The sequence below is a fragment of the Salmonella sp. 32070601201500089SM genome (assembly GCF_017573605.1).
In the GTDB taxonomy this organism is placed as follows: Bacteria; Pseudomonadota; Gammaproteobacteria; order Enterobacterales; family Enterobacteriaceae; genus Salmonella; species Salmonella enterica.
In genome coordinates, this window is record NZ_JAGETK010000018.1 from 75,196 (window position 1) to 90,733 (window position 15,538).

14 protein-coding genes are annotated in these 15,538 nt (G+C 52.2%); 11 read left to right on the forward strand and 3 right to left on the reverse strand.

The genetic code is table 11. The features are described 5' to 3' along the window. Positions 1 to 204: 204 nt before the first annotated feature. From tatA to tatD, 4 genes are read left to right on the forward strand one after another with little or no spacing between them, the layout of a single operon-like run. Positions 205 to 459, forward strand: a complete 255-nt coding sequence (tatA, locus tag J4728_RS21650; RefSeq protein WP_000508972.1) for a Sec-independent protein translocase subunit TatA — start codon at positions 205 to 207, stop codon at positions 457 to 459. Between the two features lie 3 nt (positions 460 to 462). Continuing rightward, the gene (gene tatB, locus J4728_RS21655) at positions 463 to 1,011 is read left to right on the forward strand and encodes a Sec-independent protein translocase protein TatB (RefSeq protein WP_000459612.1); all 549 of its coding nucleotides are present in this window, start codon (positions 463 to 465) and stop codon (positions 1,009 to 1,011) included. A 2-nt stretch (positions 1,012 to 1,013) separates the two neighbouring features. Further along, positions 1,014 to 1,793 carry a Sec-independent protein translocase subunit TatC gene (gene tatC / locus J4728_RS21660; protein WP_000257554.1) on the forward strand — a complete coding sequence of 260 codons (780 nt, stop codon included), beginning with the start codon at positions 1,014 to 1,016 and terminating at the stop codon, positions 1,791 to 1,793. 41 nt (positions 1,794 to 1,834) lie between these two features. Further along, entirely contained in the window at positions 1,835 to 2,617 is a 783-nt protein-coding gene (tatD, locus tag J4728_RS21665) for a 3'-5' ssDNA/RNA exonuclease TatD (protein WP_000459637.1), read from the forward strand. Between the two features lie 7 nt (positions 2,618 to 2,624). Here the strand turns inward: tatD and rfaH are convergent, their stop codons facing one another. Continuing rightward, positions 2,625 to 3,113, reverse strand: a complete 489-nt coding sequence (rfaH, locus tag J4728_RS21670; RefSeq protein ID WP_001192410.1) for a transcription/translation regulatory transformer protein RfaH — start codon at positions 3,111 to 3,113, stop codon at positions 2,625 to 2,627. Positions 3,114 to 3,298: 185 nt separating this feature from the next. Here rfaH and ubiD point away from each other — a divergent pair, with 185 nt between their 5' ends. The 3 genes from ubiD (at position 3,299) to J4728_RS21685 (ending at position 7,641) form a co-directional block, all read left to right on the forward strand. Beyond that, positions 3,299 to 4,777 carry a 4-hydroxy-3-polyprenylbenzoate decarboxylase gene (gene ubiD, locus J4728_RS21675; protein WP_000339760.1) on the forward strand — a complete coding sequence of 493 codons (1,479 nt, stop codon included), beginning with the start codon at positions 3,299 to 3,301 and terminating at the stop codon, positions 4,775 to 4,777. A gap of 85 nt (positions 4,778 to 4,862) precedes the next feature. Next, positions 4,863 to 5,564: an NAD(P)H-flavin reductase gene (fre, locus tag J4728_RS21680; RefSeq protein ID WP_000209832.1), complete on the forward strand. Its 702-nt coding sequence runs from the start codon at positions 4,863 to 4,865 to the stop codon at positions 5,562 to 5,564. A gap of 253 nt (positions 5,565 to 5,817) precedes the next feature. Beyond that, on the forward strand, positions 5,818 to 7,641 hold the full coding sequence (locus J4728_RS21685) for an aryl-sulfate sulfotransferase (RefSeq protein WP_000669901.1): 1,824 nt from the start codon (positions 5,818 to 5,820) through the stop codon (positions 7,639 to 7,641). 196 nt (positions 7,642 to 7,837) lie between these two features. Here the strand turns inward: J4728_RS21685 and fadA are convergent, their stop codons facing one another. Next, positions 7,838 to 9,001, reverse strand: a complete 1,164-nt coding sequence (gene fadA, locus J4728_RS21690) for an acetyl-CoA C-acyltransferase FadA (RefSeq protein WP_000438778.1) — start codon at positions 8,999 to 9,001, stop codon at positions 7,838 to 7,840. Positions 9,002 to 9,010: 9 nt separating this feature from the next. Beyond that, the gene (gene fadB, locus J4728_RS21695; protein WP_000966008.1) at positions 9,011 to 11,200 is read right to left on the reverse strand and encodes a fatty acid oxidation complex subunit alpha FadB; all 2,190 of its coding nucleotides are present in this window, start codon (positions 11,198 to 11,200) and stop codon (positions 9,011 to 9,013) included. Between the two features lie 189 nt (positions 11,201 to 11,389). Between fadB and pepQ the strand changes: the two genes are divergently transcribed. The 4 genes from pepQ to hemG are packed head-to-tail and all read left to right on the forward strand — an operon-like array spanning position 11,390 to position 15,382. Further along, positions 11,390 to 12,721: a Xaa-Pro dipeptidase gene (gene pepQ / locus J4728_RS21700; RefSeq protein WP_000444529.1), complete on the forward strand. Its 1,332-nt coding sequence runs from the start codon at positions 11,390 to 11,392 to the stop codon at positions 12,719 to 12,721. Further along, complete coding sequence (locus J4728_RS21705; protein WP_000378897.1) at positions 12,721 to 13,335, forward strand: IMPACT family protein; 615 nt, start codon at positions 12,721 to 12,723, stop codon at positions 13,333 to 13,335. Before pepQ ends, J4728_RS21705 begins: the two co-directional genes overlap by 1 nt. Before the next feature lie 38 nt (positions 13,336 to 13,373). Beyond that, positions 13,374 to 14,825: a Trk system potassium transporter TrkH gene (trkH, locus tag J4728_RS21710; protein ID WP_000545688.1), complete on the forward strand. Its 1,452-nt coding sequence runs from the start codon at positions 13,374 to 13,376 to the stop codon at positions 14,823 to 14,825. Positions 14,826 to 14,836: 11 nt separating this feature from the next. Next, entirely contained in the window at positions 14,837 to 15,382 is a 546-nt protein-coding gene (hemG, locus tag J4728_RS21715) for a menaquinone-dependent protoporphyrinogen IX dehydrogenase (protein WP_000853982.1), read from the forward strand. Positions 15,383 to 15,538 lie beyond the last annotated feature (156 nt).

Consider the following 15,538-nt stretch of genomic DNA (forward strand, 5'->3'; position numbering starts at 1 on the left):
ATTTTTTATCGCTCAACGCCGGTTGTGTCACGCAGGTACATATTATCACTCGAGGCAGTACTCAGGCCGCAAGTCAATGTCGTCCCGGTCGTATGTAAAAGTATGTGAATAGGGCGGGCGAAAGCGGCTAACAAAGAGGCAGCGCGAAGGATAATGTGTATAATGCGGCCCTATTAATTCATCATCTATCACAGAGGAACATGTATGGGTGGTATCAGTATTTGGCAGTTGTTGATTGTTGCCGTTATCGTCGTACTGCTGTTCGGCACCAAAAAACTCGGTTCCATCGGTTCCGATCTTGGCGCGTCTATCAAAGGCTTTAAAAAGGCCATGAGCGATGATGATGCCAAACAGGATAAAACCAGTCAGGACGCTGATTTTACCGCTAAATCTATCGCGGATAAGCAAGGCGAAGCGAAAAAGGAAGACGCTAAAAGCCAAGATAAAGAGCAGGTATAATCCGTGTTTGATATCGGTTTTAGCGAACTGCTGTTAGTGTTCGTTATCGGCCTCATTGTGTTGGGGCCGCAACGATTGCCAGTAGCGGTAAAAACGGTAGCGGGCTGGATTCGCGCGTTGCGATCCCTTGCGACAACGGTTCAGAATGAACTGACTCAGGAACTGAAACTTCAGGAGTTCCAGGACAGTCTGAAAAAAGTCGAAAAGGCGAGCCTGGAAAATCTGACTCCCGAACTGAAAGCATCTATGGATGAACTGCGTCAGGCGGCGGAGTCGATGAAACGCACCTACAGCGCTAACGATCCCGAACAAGCGAGCGATGAAGCGCATACCATCCATAATCCGGTGGTAAAAGGGAACGAAACGCAGCATGAGGGCGTCACCCCTGCCGCCGCTGAAACACAGGCGAGCGCGCCGGAACAAAAGCCGGAGCCCGTTAAAGCTAACGTGCCTGAGTCGACGGAAACCGCTTCCGTAGCCACGATAGACGCCGAGAAGAAATCCGCTGCGCCTGTTGTCGAATCTTCCCCCTCGTCGAGTGATAAACCGTAAACATGGCTGTAGAAGATACTCAACCGCTTATCACGCATCTGATCGAGTTGCGTAAGCGCCTGCTAAACTGCATCGTCGCAGTACTTCTGATTTTTCTGGCGTTAATTTATTTCGCCAATGATATTTATCATTTAGTCGCCGCACCGCTGATTAAACAGATGCCGCAAGGGGCGACAATGATTGCGACGGATGTGGCGTCGCCGTTTTTTACGCCTATCAAACTCACCTTCATGGTGTCTTTGATCTTATCCGCGCCTGTCATTTTGTACCAGGTTTGGGCCTTTATCGCCCCGGCGCTGTATAAGCATGAGCGTCGTCTGGTCGTACCGCTGCTGGTATCCAGCTCGCTGCTTTTCTACATTGGTATGGCCTTCGCCTATTTTGTCGTATTCCCTTTGGCCTTTGGTTTCCTGACGCATACGGCGCCGGAAGGGGTACAGGTTTCGACAGATATCGCCAGCTATCTTAGCTTTGTTATGGCGCTTTTTATGGCCTTTGGCGTAGCCTTTGAAGTGCCGGTGGCGATTGTGTTGCTGTGCTGGATGGGCATCACCACGCCAGAAGATTTGCGTAAAAAACGGCCTTATATCCTGGTCGGGGCATTCATTGTGGGAATGCTGCTTACGCCGCCAGATGTTTTCTCGCAAACGTTGCTGGCGATACCGATGTACTGCCTGTTTGAAATTGGCGTTTTCTGCTCACGCTTTTATGTCGGTAAGCGACGGACGCGCGACGAAGATAACGAGGCCGAAACCGAAAAGGCCGAGCACACTGAAGACTAAACACAACCGCCCGCCAGGGCGGTTGTCATATGGGGGCAAGCATGTTTGATATTGGCGTTAATTTAACCAGTAGCCAGTTTGCAAAAGATCGTGATGATGTGGTCGCCCGTGCGTTTGCGGCGGGAGTAAAAGGTATGCTACTGACCGGAACGAACATCCATGAAAGTCAGCAGGCGTTAAAACTGGCGCGGCGCTACCCCCATTGTTGGTCGACGGCTGGCGTCCATCCCCATGACAGCAGTCAGTGGTCACCCGCGTCTGAAGACGCCATTATTGCGCTGGCGAACCAGCCGGAAGTCGTCGCTATCGGTGAGTGCGGGCTGGATTTCAATCGCAATTTTTCCACGCCGCAGGAGCAGGAGCGTGCCTTTCAGGCGCAGCTACAAATTGCCGCCGAATTGCAGATGCCAATCTTTATGCACTGCCGGGACGCGCATGAGCGATTTCTGGCATTGCTTGATCCCTGGCTGGATAGTCTTCCTGGTGCAATACTGCACTGCTTTACCGGTTCACGCCAGCAAATGCAGGCCTGTGTGGATAGAGGGCTCTATATCGGTATTACCGGGTGGGTTTGCGACGAACGACGCGGGCTTGAGCTACGTGAACTCTTACCGTTTATTCCAGCGGAAAAGCTACTGATAGAAACCGACGCGCCGTATCTGTTGCCCCGCGATCTTACGCCGAAACCAACGTCACGACGCAACGAGCCCGCGTATCTGCCTCACATCCTGGAGCGCATAGCGCTATGGCGTGGTGAAGATCCGCAATGGTTAGCGGCGATGACAGATGCCAACGCCAGAACCTTATTTGAGGTCGTATTCTGAACGATCGCTAAATCTTGCGAAAACCGGTGTTTTTTACGCTCTGCTTCACTTCTTTATTGAGTAAATTAAGCAGTAACATCGAACGCGTTTCGCCATCCGGTTCGGTAAAAATCGCTTTCAGCCCTTCAAATGCGCCTTCCGTGATGATGACGCTATCGCCGGGATAGGGGGTTTCAGGATCGACAACGCCTTCGGGCTTGTAGATAGAAAGCTGATGAATAACGCTGGAAGGCACGATCGCAGGATGCGCGCCAAAGCGCACAAAATGGCTGACGCCGCGCGTGGCGTTGATTGTAGTGGTATGTATCACTTCCGGATCAAATTCAACGAACAGATAATTAGGAAAGAGCGGTTCGCTGACGGAGGTACGTTTTCCGCGTACCATTTTTTCCAGGGTGATCATCGGTGTCAGGCAACTTACCGCTTGTCTTTCGAGGTGTTCCTGAGCACGCTGAAGTTGCCCGCGTTTGCAGTACAGTAAATACCAGGATTGCATAATGACTCTTATCCGCTTGTTCGGGGCGCAAGCATAGCAAAAGCCATGCGCGAAGTTAATTATACACTTCATCCTTTAAGCCGTATCTGGATTAGCGTTGGTTGCCAGAGTTCACGCTAATTTAACAAAAATACAGCATCCCGATGATGAACGCCGTATAATGATGCGCTTACCAAGAGGCTACAATGGACGCCATGAAATATCACGATTTACGCGACTTCCTGACGCTACTTGAGCAGCAGGGGGAACTAAAACGCATCACGCTACCTGTGGATCCTCATCTGGAAATCACGGAAATCGCTGACCGCACGCTGCGTGCCGGTGGACCGGCGTTGCTGTTTGAAAATCCTAAAGGTTACGCCATGCCGGTGCTGTGCAACCTTTTTGGCACGCCAAAACGCGTGGCGATGGGCATGGGGCAGGATGATGTTTCCGCCTTACGGGAAGTGGGTAAATTATTAGCGTTTCTTAAAGAACCTGAGCCGCCGAAAGGCTTTCGCGATCTGTTTGACAAGCTGCCGCAGTTTAAGCAAGTGCTGAATATGCCGACGAAACGGTTACGCGGCGCGCCTTGCCAGCAGAAAATCGCGTCTGGCGATGATGTCGATTTAACGCGTCTTCCTGTCATGACCTGTTGGCCGGACGACGCCGCGCCGCTGATTACCTGGGGACTGACGGTAACGCGTGGTCCGCACAAAGAGCGGCAAAACCTGGGCATTTATCGTCAGCAGTTGATAGGTAAAAATAAGCTGATTATGCGCTGGCTGTCTCACCGCGGCGGCGCGCTGGATTTTCAGGAGTGGTTAGCCGCGCGTCCGGGTGAACGTTTCCCGGTCTCCGTCGCATTGGGCGCCGATCCGGCGACGATACTTGGCGCCGTGACTCCTGTTCCCGATACTCTGTCGGAGTATGCCTTTGCGGGCCTGCTGCGCGGCACGAAAACTGAAGTGGTTAAATGCCTTTCTAACGATCTGGAAGTGCCTGCCAGCGCCGAGATTATCCTTGAAGGTTACATTGAGCCGGGAGAGATGGCGCCGGAAGGACCGTATGGCGATCATACGGGCTATTATAATGAAGTGGATAACTTTCCGGTCTTTACCGTCACGCATATTACGCAGCGTGAGGATGCCATCTATCACTCCACCTATACCGGGCGTCCGCCCGATGAGCCTGCGGTATTAGGGGTGGCGCTCAATGAAGTCTTCGTGCCTATTCTGCAAAAACAGTTTCCGGAAATCGTCGACTTTTATCTGCCGCCGGAAGGGTGTTCTTACCGCCTGGCGGTAGTGACGATGAAAAAGCAGTACGCTGGTCATGCGAAACGCGTCATGATGGGCGTCTGGTCGTTTTTGCGCCAGTTTATGTATACGAAATTTGTTATCGTTTGCGATGATGACGTTAACGCACGCGACTGGAATGATGTGATCTGGGCGATTACCACCCGTATGGACCCTGCGCGGGATACGGTGCTGGTTGAAAATACGCCGATTGACTACCTGGATTTTGCCTCGCCGGTCTCCGGGCTGGGTTCAAAAATGGGGCTGGATGCCACAAACAAATGGCCGGGCGAAACCCAACGCGAGTGGGGTCGTCCTATTGTTAAAGATCCTGAAGTTACCGCGCGTATTGATGCGATTTGGGATGAGCTGGCTATCTTTAAATAACTGAAAGCGGACATCGACATTTCAGGCTGCGGCGACTCGGCTTGAAAAATGTCGGTATTGACCCGACACCCGACAGAGGGAGCGCATGACAACCTTAAGCTGTAAAGTGACCTCGGTAGAAGCTATCACCGATACCGTATATCGGGTTCGTTTAGTGCCGGACGCGGCGTTTTCATTCCGCGCTGGTCAGTATTTGATGGTCGTAATGGACGAGCGTGACAAACGCCCGTTTTCGATGGCCTCAACGCCGGACGAGAAAGGGTTTATTGAATTACACATTGGCGCTTCCGAGCTCAATCTGTATGCGATGGCGGTCATGGATCGAATTCTGAAAGACCGGGAAATCGTCGTCGATATTCCGCATGGCGACGCCTGGCTACGTGACGATGAAGAGCGTCCGTTGATTCTGATCGCGGGCGGTACGGGCTTTTCTTATGTGCGCTCCATCCTGTTGACGGCGTTAGCGCGCAACCCGAACCGCGATGTTACCATTTACTGGGGTGGTCGCGAAGAAAAGCACCTCTATGATCTCTCTGAGCTGGAAGCACTCTCTGTTAACCATCCGAATTTGCGTATTGAACCTGTTGTCGAGCAGCCGGAAGAAGGCTGGCGTGGACGTACAGGAACGGTACTTACGGCGGTATTGCAGGATTATGGTACGCTGGCGGGGCACGATATTTATATTGCCGGACGTTTTGAGATGGCGAAAATCGCCCGCGATCTGTTCTGTCATGAGCGTAACGCGCGGGAAGATCGTCTGTTTGGCGATGCGTTCGCATTTATTTAACTATTTTATGGGACGCAGTAGCGTCCCTTTTTACGTTAGCCTACCTAAAAGTCCTCTTAAATATTAATTAATCGTCAACTATAAAACCTTATGATGTTGAATATCTACAGGCTTTGTATTGCGTGTAATAAATTAAGTAATATTATGTCCTGAGGCTATCAATAAAAATAGTTAATTATATATGCTTCATTTATTTTTATAAAAGAAACATAAAATGGAAAGTTAGTTATTTATTTATAAGATGGAGAGTGTTATGAAATTTAAATATGCTTTAACTTCTCTCGCATTATCTGTTGCAATTTTGTCATCAGTACCTTCTACTGCTTTCGCCATCGGCGGCGCCAGCGGCGCTAAAGTGGACTATCAGGTCCAGGGAAAAATTGGCGAAGTTGTTATGAACCCCTATGATATCGCGCCGCTAACCGCCGTTATTCGTAATGGCGGTTACCAGTTACGTGACGTGCATGTACGGATTGTACCCAAAGAAAATGGCCAGGAGATCGCGTATAAAGTTAATAATAAATACCTTTTAACGTATGGCGGTATTCCCGTCTTTGGTCTTTACCCGGATTATGTCAATACCGTTGAAGTTGAATATACAAGGATCCAGGGTAGTAAAACCGAAAATGTAAAAGAAAGCTATAAAATGTATGCGCCGCCTGCCTATATTGAATCAGCGGGTACAAAAGAAGAACAATCAGCACTCTTTACTATCGATGTTAAAAAGGTTTCCCCAGAATTTAAAGATCGCTTGTATCTTTTGAATAATACGAAAGATAAGTCTGGGAATGGAACGCGTACTGTCTGGAACAACCCTACTGGGGGTGCATTAGAATGGAACTTCACTACAGCTAACGCTATTATCGACACCTCCGGTGATATTCGTTGGTTTATGAATCCAAGTTCAATTTATGATTTAAAGTCAATTTATCGTGCTGGCGTTATGATGGGCTTTAAACAAAACCAGGATGGCGCACTATCGTGGGGCTACGGTCAGCGTTATGTGAAATACGATATCATGGGGCGTGAAATCTTTAACCGCCGTCTGCCGGATAATTATAACGATTTTTCACACTCAATGGATAACGCGGCCAACGGTCACTACTTCCTGCGTGTAGCCAGCTCTAACTATAAACGCCCTGATGGGAAAAATGTTCGTACCGTGCGTGATGTGATTGCCGAAGTTGATCAGAACGGCGTGGTAGTGGATGAATGGCGTCTGTTTGATATCCTCGATCCTTATCGTGATGTGATAATGAAAACCCTCGATCAGGGCGCTGTGTGCCTGAATATCGACGCCAGCCAGTCCGGCCATACGTTGAGCGAAGAAGATCTGGCGGCGCTGGACTCCTCCGACAAATTCGGGGATATCGTGGGTAGTGGGGCTGGCCGCAACTGGGCGCATGTCAACAGCGTCGACTATGACAGTGAAGATGATTCCATCATCATCAGCTCCCGCCACCAGAGTGCGATTATCAAAATCGGCCGCGATAAGAAAGTGAAGTGGATACTGGGTACGCCTGCTGGCTGGAAAGCGCCATTTAATGCCGCAATTCTGACGCCAGTGGATAGCAAAGGCCAAAAAATTGCTTGCCAGGACAGTGGCTGCGAGGGTGACTTCGACTGGACATGGACGCAACATACGGCCTTTAAAATTGATAGTAAGAGTAAAGGCGATATCTTATACCTTTCCGCTTTCGACAATGGCGATGGCCGCGGCTTAGAACAGCCTGCTATGCAGAGTATGAAATACAGCCGCTCCGTGATTTACAAAATCGACCAGAAAAACAAGACAGTCCAACAGATCTGGCAATACGGTAAAGAGCGCGGGAACGAGTGGTTTAGCCCGGTAACCTCTATCACCGAGTACCAGACTGACAAGAATTCTGTGTTCGTGTATTCCGCAACAGCAGGTGGTGCGTTTGATTTGTCGGTAGGCGCATTTACCAGCTTGCCTAATCCGTATCTGGAAGAGTTCAAATGGGGAGAAAAAGAGCCTGCGGTCGAAATGCAAATACATGGTGCGCGTGGATATCAGGCTATGCCATTTAGCCTGACCAAAGCGCTTACTGAGTAGAACGGGCCATACGGTGAAAAAACCCGCCCCTGACGGGCGGGAAAAACGGCAACTAAACTGTTTCCCGTCATAATTCGCGCAGCCTCTTTGTTGGCTGCCTTTGCTCATCCCGGGCACATAGTTATCTATGTGCCCGGGGATTCGCTCAGTTGCCGCTGCGCTGCAATGCGAGTTATTTAGGGGATATTATCTTTGATTAAACCCGCTCAAACACCGTGGCGATGCCCTGACCCAGACCAATACACATCGTCGCCAGACCAAACTGCGCGTCTTTGCGCTCCATCAGGTTGATAAGCGTGGTGCTGATACGTGCTCCGGAGCAGCCGAGCGGATGACCAAGCGCGATCGCGCCGCCGTTGAGGTTGATCTTCTCGTCTATCTGCTCCATCAATCCCAGATCCTTAATGCATGGCAGGATCTGTGCGGCAAACGCTTCGTTCATCTCAAACACATCGATATCGCTGGCTGACAGTCCCGCTTTTTTCAACGCCAGTTTTGACGCCGGAACCGGCCCGTAACCCATAATTGACGGATCACAACCCACCACTGCCATTGAGCGAATACGGGCGCGAGGTTTCAGGCCCAGCTCACGGGCACGACTTTCGCTCATTACCAGCATGGCGGCTGCGCCATCGGAAAGCGCGGATGAGGTGCCCGCCGTGACCGTGCCACTAACCGGATCAAATGCCGGACGCAGCGTTGATAGCGCTTCGACCGTGGTTTCCGGGCGGATCACTTCATCGTAGTTAAACTGCTTCAACACGCCGTCTGCATCATGACCGCCAGTCGGGATAATCTCCGTTTTGAATGCGCCAGACTGCGTGGCGGCCCAGGCGCGGGCGTGAGAACGCGCGGCGAACTGGTCCTGCATTTCTCGGCTAATGCCGTGCAGGCGGGAGAGCATTTCCGCCGTTAGCCCCATCATCCCTGCCGCTTTGGCGACGTTGCGGCTCAGACCCGGGTGAAAATCCACGCCGTGGCTCATCGGCACGTGCCCCATATGCTCCACGCCGCCAACCAGACAAACCTGCGCATCGCCGGTCATGATCATTCGCGCTGCATCGTGTAACGCCTGCATCGAGGAACCACACAGACGGTTGACGGTGACCGCCGGTACCGAATGGGGAATTTCTGCCAGCAGCGCGGCGTTACGGGCAATGTTGAAGCCTTGCTCCAGCGTTTGTTGTACGCAGCCCCAGTAAATATCATCGAGGGTCGCCGCTGTAAGCGACGGATTACGCGCCAGCAGGCTACGCATTAAGTGGGCGGAGAGATCTTCTGCCCGCACGTTGCGAAACGCGCCGCCCTTCGAACGGCCCATCGGGGTGCGAATAGCATCGACAATGACAACCTGTTCCATTGTGACTCCTTAAGCCGTTTTCAGAGAACCAACCGGACGGGCTGGTTCAACCGGGGGATAATACGGTTCGTTATGGCGCGCTTTATTACGCAGCCCTTCCGGCACTTCATACAGCGGGCCGAGGTGTTGATACTGCTGCGCCATATCAAGATATTTCGCGCTGCCCTGTGTATCCAGCCAGCGGAATGCGCCGCCGTGGAACGGAGGGAAGCCCAGGCCGTAGACCAGCGCCATATCGGCTTCCGCCGGGCTTGCGATAATGCCTTCTTCCAGACAGCGAACCACTTCGTTAATCATCGGGATCATCATACGGGCGATTATCTCGTCGTCGCTGAAGTCGCGTTTCGGCTGACTGACGCTTGCCAGCAGGTCATCCACCGCAGCATCTTCTTCTTTCTTCGGCTTACCCTTGCTGTCTTCTTTATAGCGCCAGAAGCCCAGACCGTTTTTTTGCCCAAAACGGCTGGCGTCAAACAATGCGTCGATCGCGTCGCGATACTCTTTCTGCATCCGTTGCGGGAAGCCTGCCGCCATTACCGCCTGCGCGTGATGCGCGGTATCAATGCCGACAACATCCAGCAGATAGGCCGGGCCCATCGGCCAGCCGAACTGTTTTTCCATCACTTTATCGACCTTGCGGAAATCCGCGCCGTCGCGCAGCAGTTGACTGAAACCGGCGAAATAGGGGAACAGCACGCGGTTAACAAAGAAGCCGGGGCAGTCGTTGACTACAATCGGCGTCTTGCCCATTTTGCTTGCCCAGGCGACGACTTTGGCAATGGTTTCGTCTGAACTCTTCTCGCCGCGAATGATTTCAACCAGCGGCATCCGGTGTACCGGGTTGAAGAAGTGCATTCCGCAAAAGTTTTCCGGACGTTCCAGGGCGCTTGCCAGTTCGCCAATTGGGATGGTGGAGGTATTTGAGGCCAGCACGGTTTCCGGGCGCACTTTCTGCTCGGTTTCCGCCAGTACCGCTTTTTTGACTTTCGGATTTTCGACTACCGCTTCGACAACAACATCTACGCGATCGAAACCGGCATAATCGAGAGTCGGGTGGATGGTCGAAATGACGCCCGCCAGCTTCAGACCGTCGATCTTGCCGCGCTCCAGCTGTTTGTTCAGCAGCTTGGCCGCTTCGGTCATGCCGAGGTTCAACGATTTATCGCTGATATCTTTCATGATGACCGGTACGCCTTTCCAGGCCGACTGGTAAGCGATACCGCCGCCCATAATGCCCGCGCCCAGTACGGCTGCCTGTTTCGGCGTCTCAATATCTTTGGTCAGCTTTTTGGCTTTACCTTTTACATATTGATCGTTGAGGAAGATACCGACCAGCGCACGAGCCTCATTGGTATGTGCCAGCGGAACAAAGCTTTTATTTTCCAGATTCAACGCTTCTTCACGACCAAAACGCGCGGCGGCTTCAATGGTTTTCACTGCGGTCATCGGCGCCGGATAATGTTTACCCGCCGTTTGTGCGACCATGCCTTTAGCGATGGTAAAGCTCATCGCTGCTTCAATCTTACTGAGTTTCAACGGCTCCAGTTTCGGCTGGCGTTTAGCTCTCCAGTCGAGATCGCCGGTAATGGCCTGGCGTAACACCGCTATCGCGCCTTCAATTAGCTTCTCTTGTTTGACCACGCCGTCCACAAGGCCGATTTTCAGCGCGTGCTCTGCACCGACATCTTTACCTGCCGCGATGATCTCCAGCGCGCTGTCTGCGCCCAGCATACGCGGCAGACGAACGGAGCCGCCGAAACCCGGCATGATGCCCAGTTTAGTTTCCGGCAGACCGATACGGAGGTCTGGCGTCGCCAGACGGTAATCGGTGGCCAGTACGCATTCGCACCCGCCGCCCAGCGCATAGCCGTTTACGGCGGCAAGGGTCGGTACGGGTAAATCTTCCAGACGGTTAAAGACGCTATTAGCGAAATGCAGCCATTGGCTTAACTGCTCTTCGGGGACGAGGAACAGTGAAAGAAATTCGGTGATGTCCGCGCCGACAATAAAGGCCGCTTTATTCGAGCGCAGCAGCAGCCCTTTTAAATCGTGTTGCTTTTCCAGCACCTCAAGCGCCTGGCCGAGGCTGGCGACGGTTGCGGTGTCGAGTTTATTGACCGAGCCTGGAGCATCGAACACCAGTTCGGCGATGCCATCTTCCAGCCAGTCGAGGTACAGGGTGTCGCCTTTATAAAGCATGTCAGTCTCCTGAATCCACAAGGTGATCTGGTCGTACCAGATGAAGCGAAGTGTGTATTTTGTGTTAATAAAATGCAAATAAATGATTAAAGAAATGCCGATGTGATCACGCTCGGCAGAGATCACGCTCTCGTGGGGCGATGTGCTAAGATGCGGAAACTTGAGGTCAAAAAAACAGAAGGGTAAAAAATGGAATCACTGGCCGCGCTCTATAAAAATCATATTGTTACCTTACAAGAACGGACGCGCGATGTTCTGGCGCGCTTTAAGCTGGATGCGTTACTTATTCATTCCGGCGAGCTTTTCAACGTCTTTCTCGACGATCACCCTTATCCGTTTAAGGTCAATCCGCAGTTTAAAGCGTGGGTGCCGGTAACTCAGGTTCCAAATTGCTGGCTGTTGGTCGATGGCGTCAACAAACCCAAATTGTGGTTTTATCTGCCGGTCGATTACTGGCATAACGTTGAACCGCTGCCAACATCCTTCTGGACGGAAGAAGTCGAGGTCGTCGCCTTGCCGAAAGCGGATGGCATCGGCAGCCAGCTGCCTGCCGCGCGTGGCAATATCGGCTATATCGGCCCGGTTCCTGAGCGCGCGCTACAATTGGATATCGCTGCCAGCAACATCAACCCGAAAGGTGTTATCGACTATCTGCATTACTACCGCGCCTATAAAACGGATTATGAACTGGCCTGTATGCGAGAAGCGCAGAAAATGGCGGTGAGCGGTCATCGGGCGGCGGAAGAGGCCTTCCGTTCCGGCATGAGCGAGTTTGACATCAACCTGGCGTACCTGACCGCCACGGGACATCGCGATACCGATGTTCCATACAGCAACATTGTGGCGCTGAACGAACATGCCGCCGTGCTGCATTACACGAAACTGGATCATCAGGCACCGTCTGAAATGCGCAGTTTCCTGCTGGATGCGGGCGCGGAATACAACGGCTACGCGGCGGATCTGACGCGAACCTGGTCGGCGAAAAGCGATAACGACTACGCCCACCTGGTGAAAGATGTTAACGATGAACAGTTGGCGCTGATCGCTACCATGAAGGCGGGCGTCAGCTATGTGGATTATCATATTCAGTTCCATCAGCGCATCGCGAAGCTGCTGCGTAAACATCAAATCATTACCGACATGAGTGAAGAGGCGATGGTGGAAAATGATCTCACCGGGCCGTTTATGCCGCACGGTATTGGTCATCCGTTGGGTCTGCAGGTACACGATGTGGCCGGGTTTATGCAGGATGATTCCGGTACGCATCTCGCCGCACCGTCCAAATACCCGTATCTGCGCTGCACGCGTGTGTTACAGCCGCGAATGGTGTTGACCATCGAACCGGGGATTTACTTCATCGAATCGCTGTTAGCGCCGTGGCGCGAAGGCCCGTTCAGCAAGCACTTCAACTGGCAGAAAATTGAAGCGCTCAAGCCTTTCGGCGGTATTCGCATTGAAGATAACGTGGTCATCCACGAAAACGGCGTGGAAAACATGACGCGGGATTTAAAACTGGCGTAATGGACAGTTGGTTAATCCCTGCAGCGCCGGTCACCGTTGTTGAAGAGATCAAAAAAAGCCGCTTTATTACGCTATTGGCGCATACCGATGGCGTAGACGCAGCGAAAGCGTTTGTTGAGTCAGTCAGAGCTGAGCACCCTGATGCGCGCCACCATTGTGTGGCGTGGGTGGCGGGTGCGCCGGACGACTCACAGCAACTGGGCTTTTCAGACGACGGCGAACCGGCGGGAACGGCGGGCAAGCCAATGCTTGCGCAATTGATGGGCAGCGGCGTCGGAGAAATTACTGCCGTCGTCGTGCGCTACTATGGTGGTATTCTGCTGGGTACGGGCGGGCTGGTAAAAGCCTATGGCGGCGGTGTGAATCAGGCATTACGTCAGCTTGCCACACAACGCAAGACGCCATTAACCGAATATACTTTGCAGTGTGAGTACGGTCAGTTGGCCGGAATCGAAGCATTATTAGGACAGTTTGCCGGGAAGATCGTTTCCAGCGATTATCAGGCGTCTGTTCGGCTCAGGGTGGCGCTTCCTTTTGCTCATGTGAATGCATTTTCCACAAAACTGGCGGATTTTAGCCGTGGTTCATTGCAATTGTTAGCGATTGAAGAATAATCCCCACCTCATTTTTAAGAATAAAGGAAGCGGCAGAGATGCATTTTCGCGCCATTACCCGAATCGTTGGACTACTGGTTATCTTATTTTCGGGGACAATGATTCTCCCGGGACTGGTAGCGCTAATATATCGTGATGGCGCAGGAAGAGCGTTCACGCAGACCTTTTTTGTCGCGCTGGCGATCGGTTCCATACTGTGGTGGCCAAACCGTAGGGAAAAGGGCGAGCTGAAATCCCGCGAAGGATTTCTTATCGTGGTGCTGTTCTGGACCGTGCTGGGCAGCGTGGGTGCGCTGCCGTTTATTTTCTCGGAAAGCCCAAACCTCACCATTACCGATGCTTTTTTTGAATCGTTCTCAGGGTTAACCACCACGGGCGCCACTACGCTGGTGGGGCTGGATTCATTACCGCACGCCATTCTCTTTTATCGTCAGATGCTGCAATGGTTTGGGGGTATGGGGATCATTGTGCTGGCGGTGGCGATTCTCCCTATCCTCGGCGTCGGGGGGATGCAGCTCTATCGGGCAGAAATGCCGGGGCCGCTCAAAGATAACAAAATGCGCCCGCGTATTGCCGAGACGGCGAAAACGCTGTGGCTTATCTATGTCTTGCTAACGGTAGCCTGCGCGCTGGCGCTATGGTTTGCAGGGATGCCCGCGTTTGACGCTATCGGACACAGCTTCTCCACTATCGCTATCGGCGGCTTTTCAACGCATGACGCCAGCGTAGGCTATTTTGATAGTCCCACTATTAATACCATCATCGCTATTTTCCTGCTGATCTCCGGTTGTAACTATGGCCTGCATTTCTCTTTATTAAGCGGGCGTAGCCTGAAGGTATACTGGCGCGATCCGGAATTCCGCATGTTCATCGGCGTACAGTTGACGCTGGTGGTGATCTGCACGCTGGTACTGTGGTTCCATAATATCTACGACTCGGCGCTGACAACGCTAAATCAGGCGTTCTTCCAGGTTGTGTCGATGGCGACAACGGCAGGGTTTACCACGGACAGCATTGCGCGCTGGCCGCTGTTTTTGCCCGTCTTGCTGCTATGTTCCGCGTTTATTGGCGGTTGCGCCGGGTCAACGGGCGGGGGGTTAAAGGTCATCCGTATTCTGTTGTTGTTTAAACAGGGGAACCGCGAACTCAAACGTCTGGTGCATCCGAATGCCGTTTACAGTATTAAGCTGGGGAACCGGGCGCTGCCAGAACGTATTCTGGAAGCCGTCTGGGGATTCTTTTCTGCCTACGCGCTGGTATTTATCGTCAGTATGCTGGCCATTATCGCTACAGGCGTAGATGATTTCTCGGCTTTCGCCTCGGTAGTGGCTACGCTTAATAACCTGGGACCGGGGCTGGGGGTGGTTGCTGATAACTTCGCCAGTATGAATCCGGTTGCGAAATGGATACTCATCGCCAACATGCTATTTGGTCGTCTGGAAGTATTCACTTTGCTGGTACTTTTTACCCCGACTTTCTGGCGTGAATAATGGAGTAACACGTGAAAACATTGATTCTTTTCTCTACCCGGGACGGACAAACGCGCGAAATTGCCTCTTATCTGGCTTCTGAACTCAAAGAGATGGGGATCTGGGCCGATGTCGTTAATCTGCATCGCGCAGAAGAGCCGGACTGGGATAGCTATGATCGCGTAGTGATTGGCGCGTCTATTCGTTATGGTCATTACCACAGCGCCTTTCAGGAGTTTGTTAAGAAATATGCCACGCGGTTGAACGGAATGCCGAGCGCCTTTTATTCCGTTAACCTGGTGGCGCGTAAAGCTGAAAAACGGACGCCGCAGACTAACAGCTACGCGCGTAAGTTTTTAATGAGCTCTCCGTGGCGACCTGACTACTGTGCCGTCATTGCAGGCGCGCTTCGCTATCCCCGCTATCGCTGGTATGACCGTCTGATGATCAAGCTTATTATGAAGATGTCGGGCGGCGAAACGGATACCAGTAAAGAAGTGGTGTACACCGACTGGGAACAGGTTGCGCACTTTGCCCGTGAAATAGCCCATTTAACCAACAAATCGTCGGCAAAATAAACGCAAAGAATAAAAAGTGCGCACTCAGAAAATTATTTTAAATTTCCTCTTGTCAGGCAGAAATAACTCCCTATAATGCGCCACCACTGACACGGAACAACGGCACACAGGCCGCCGGGTCAGCGGGGTTCAGACCAGAACCTCACGGAGAAAAGC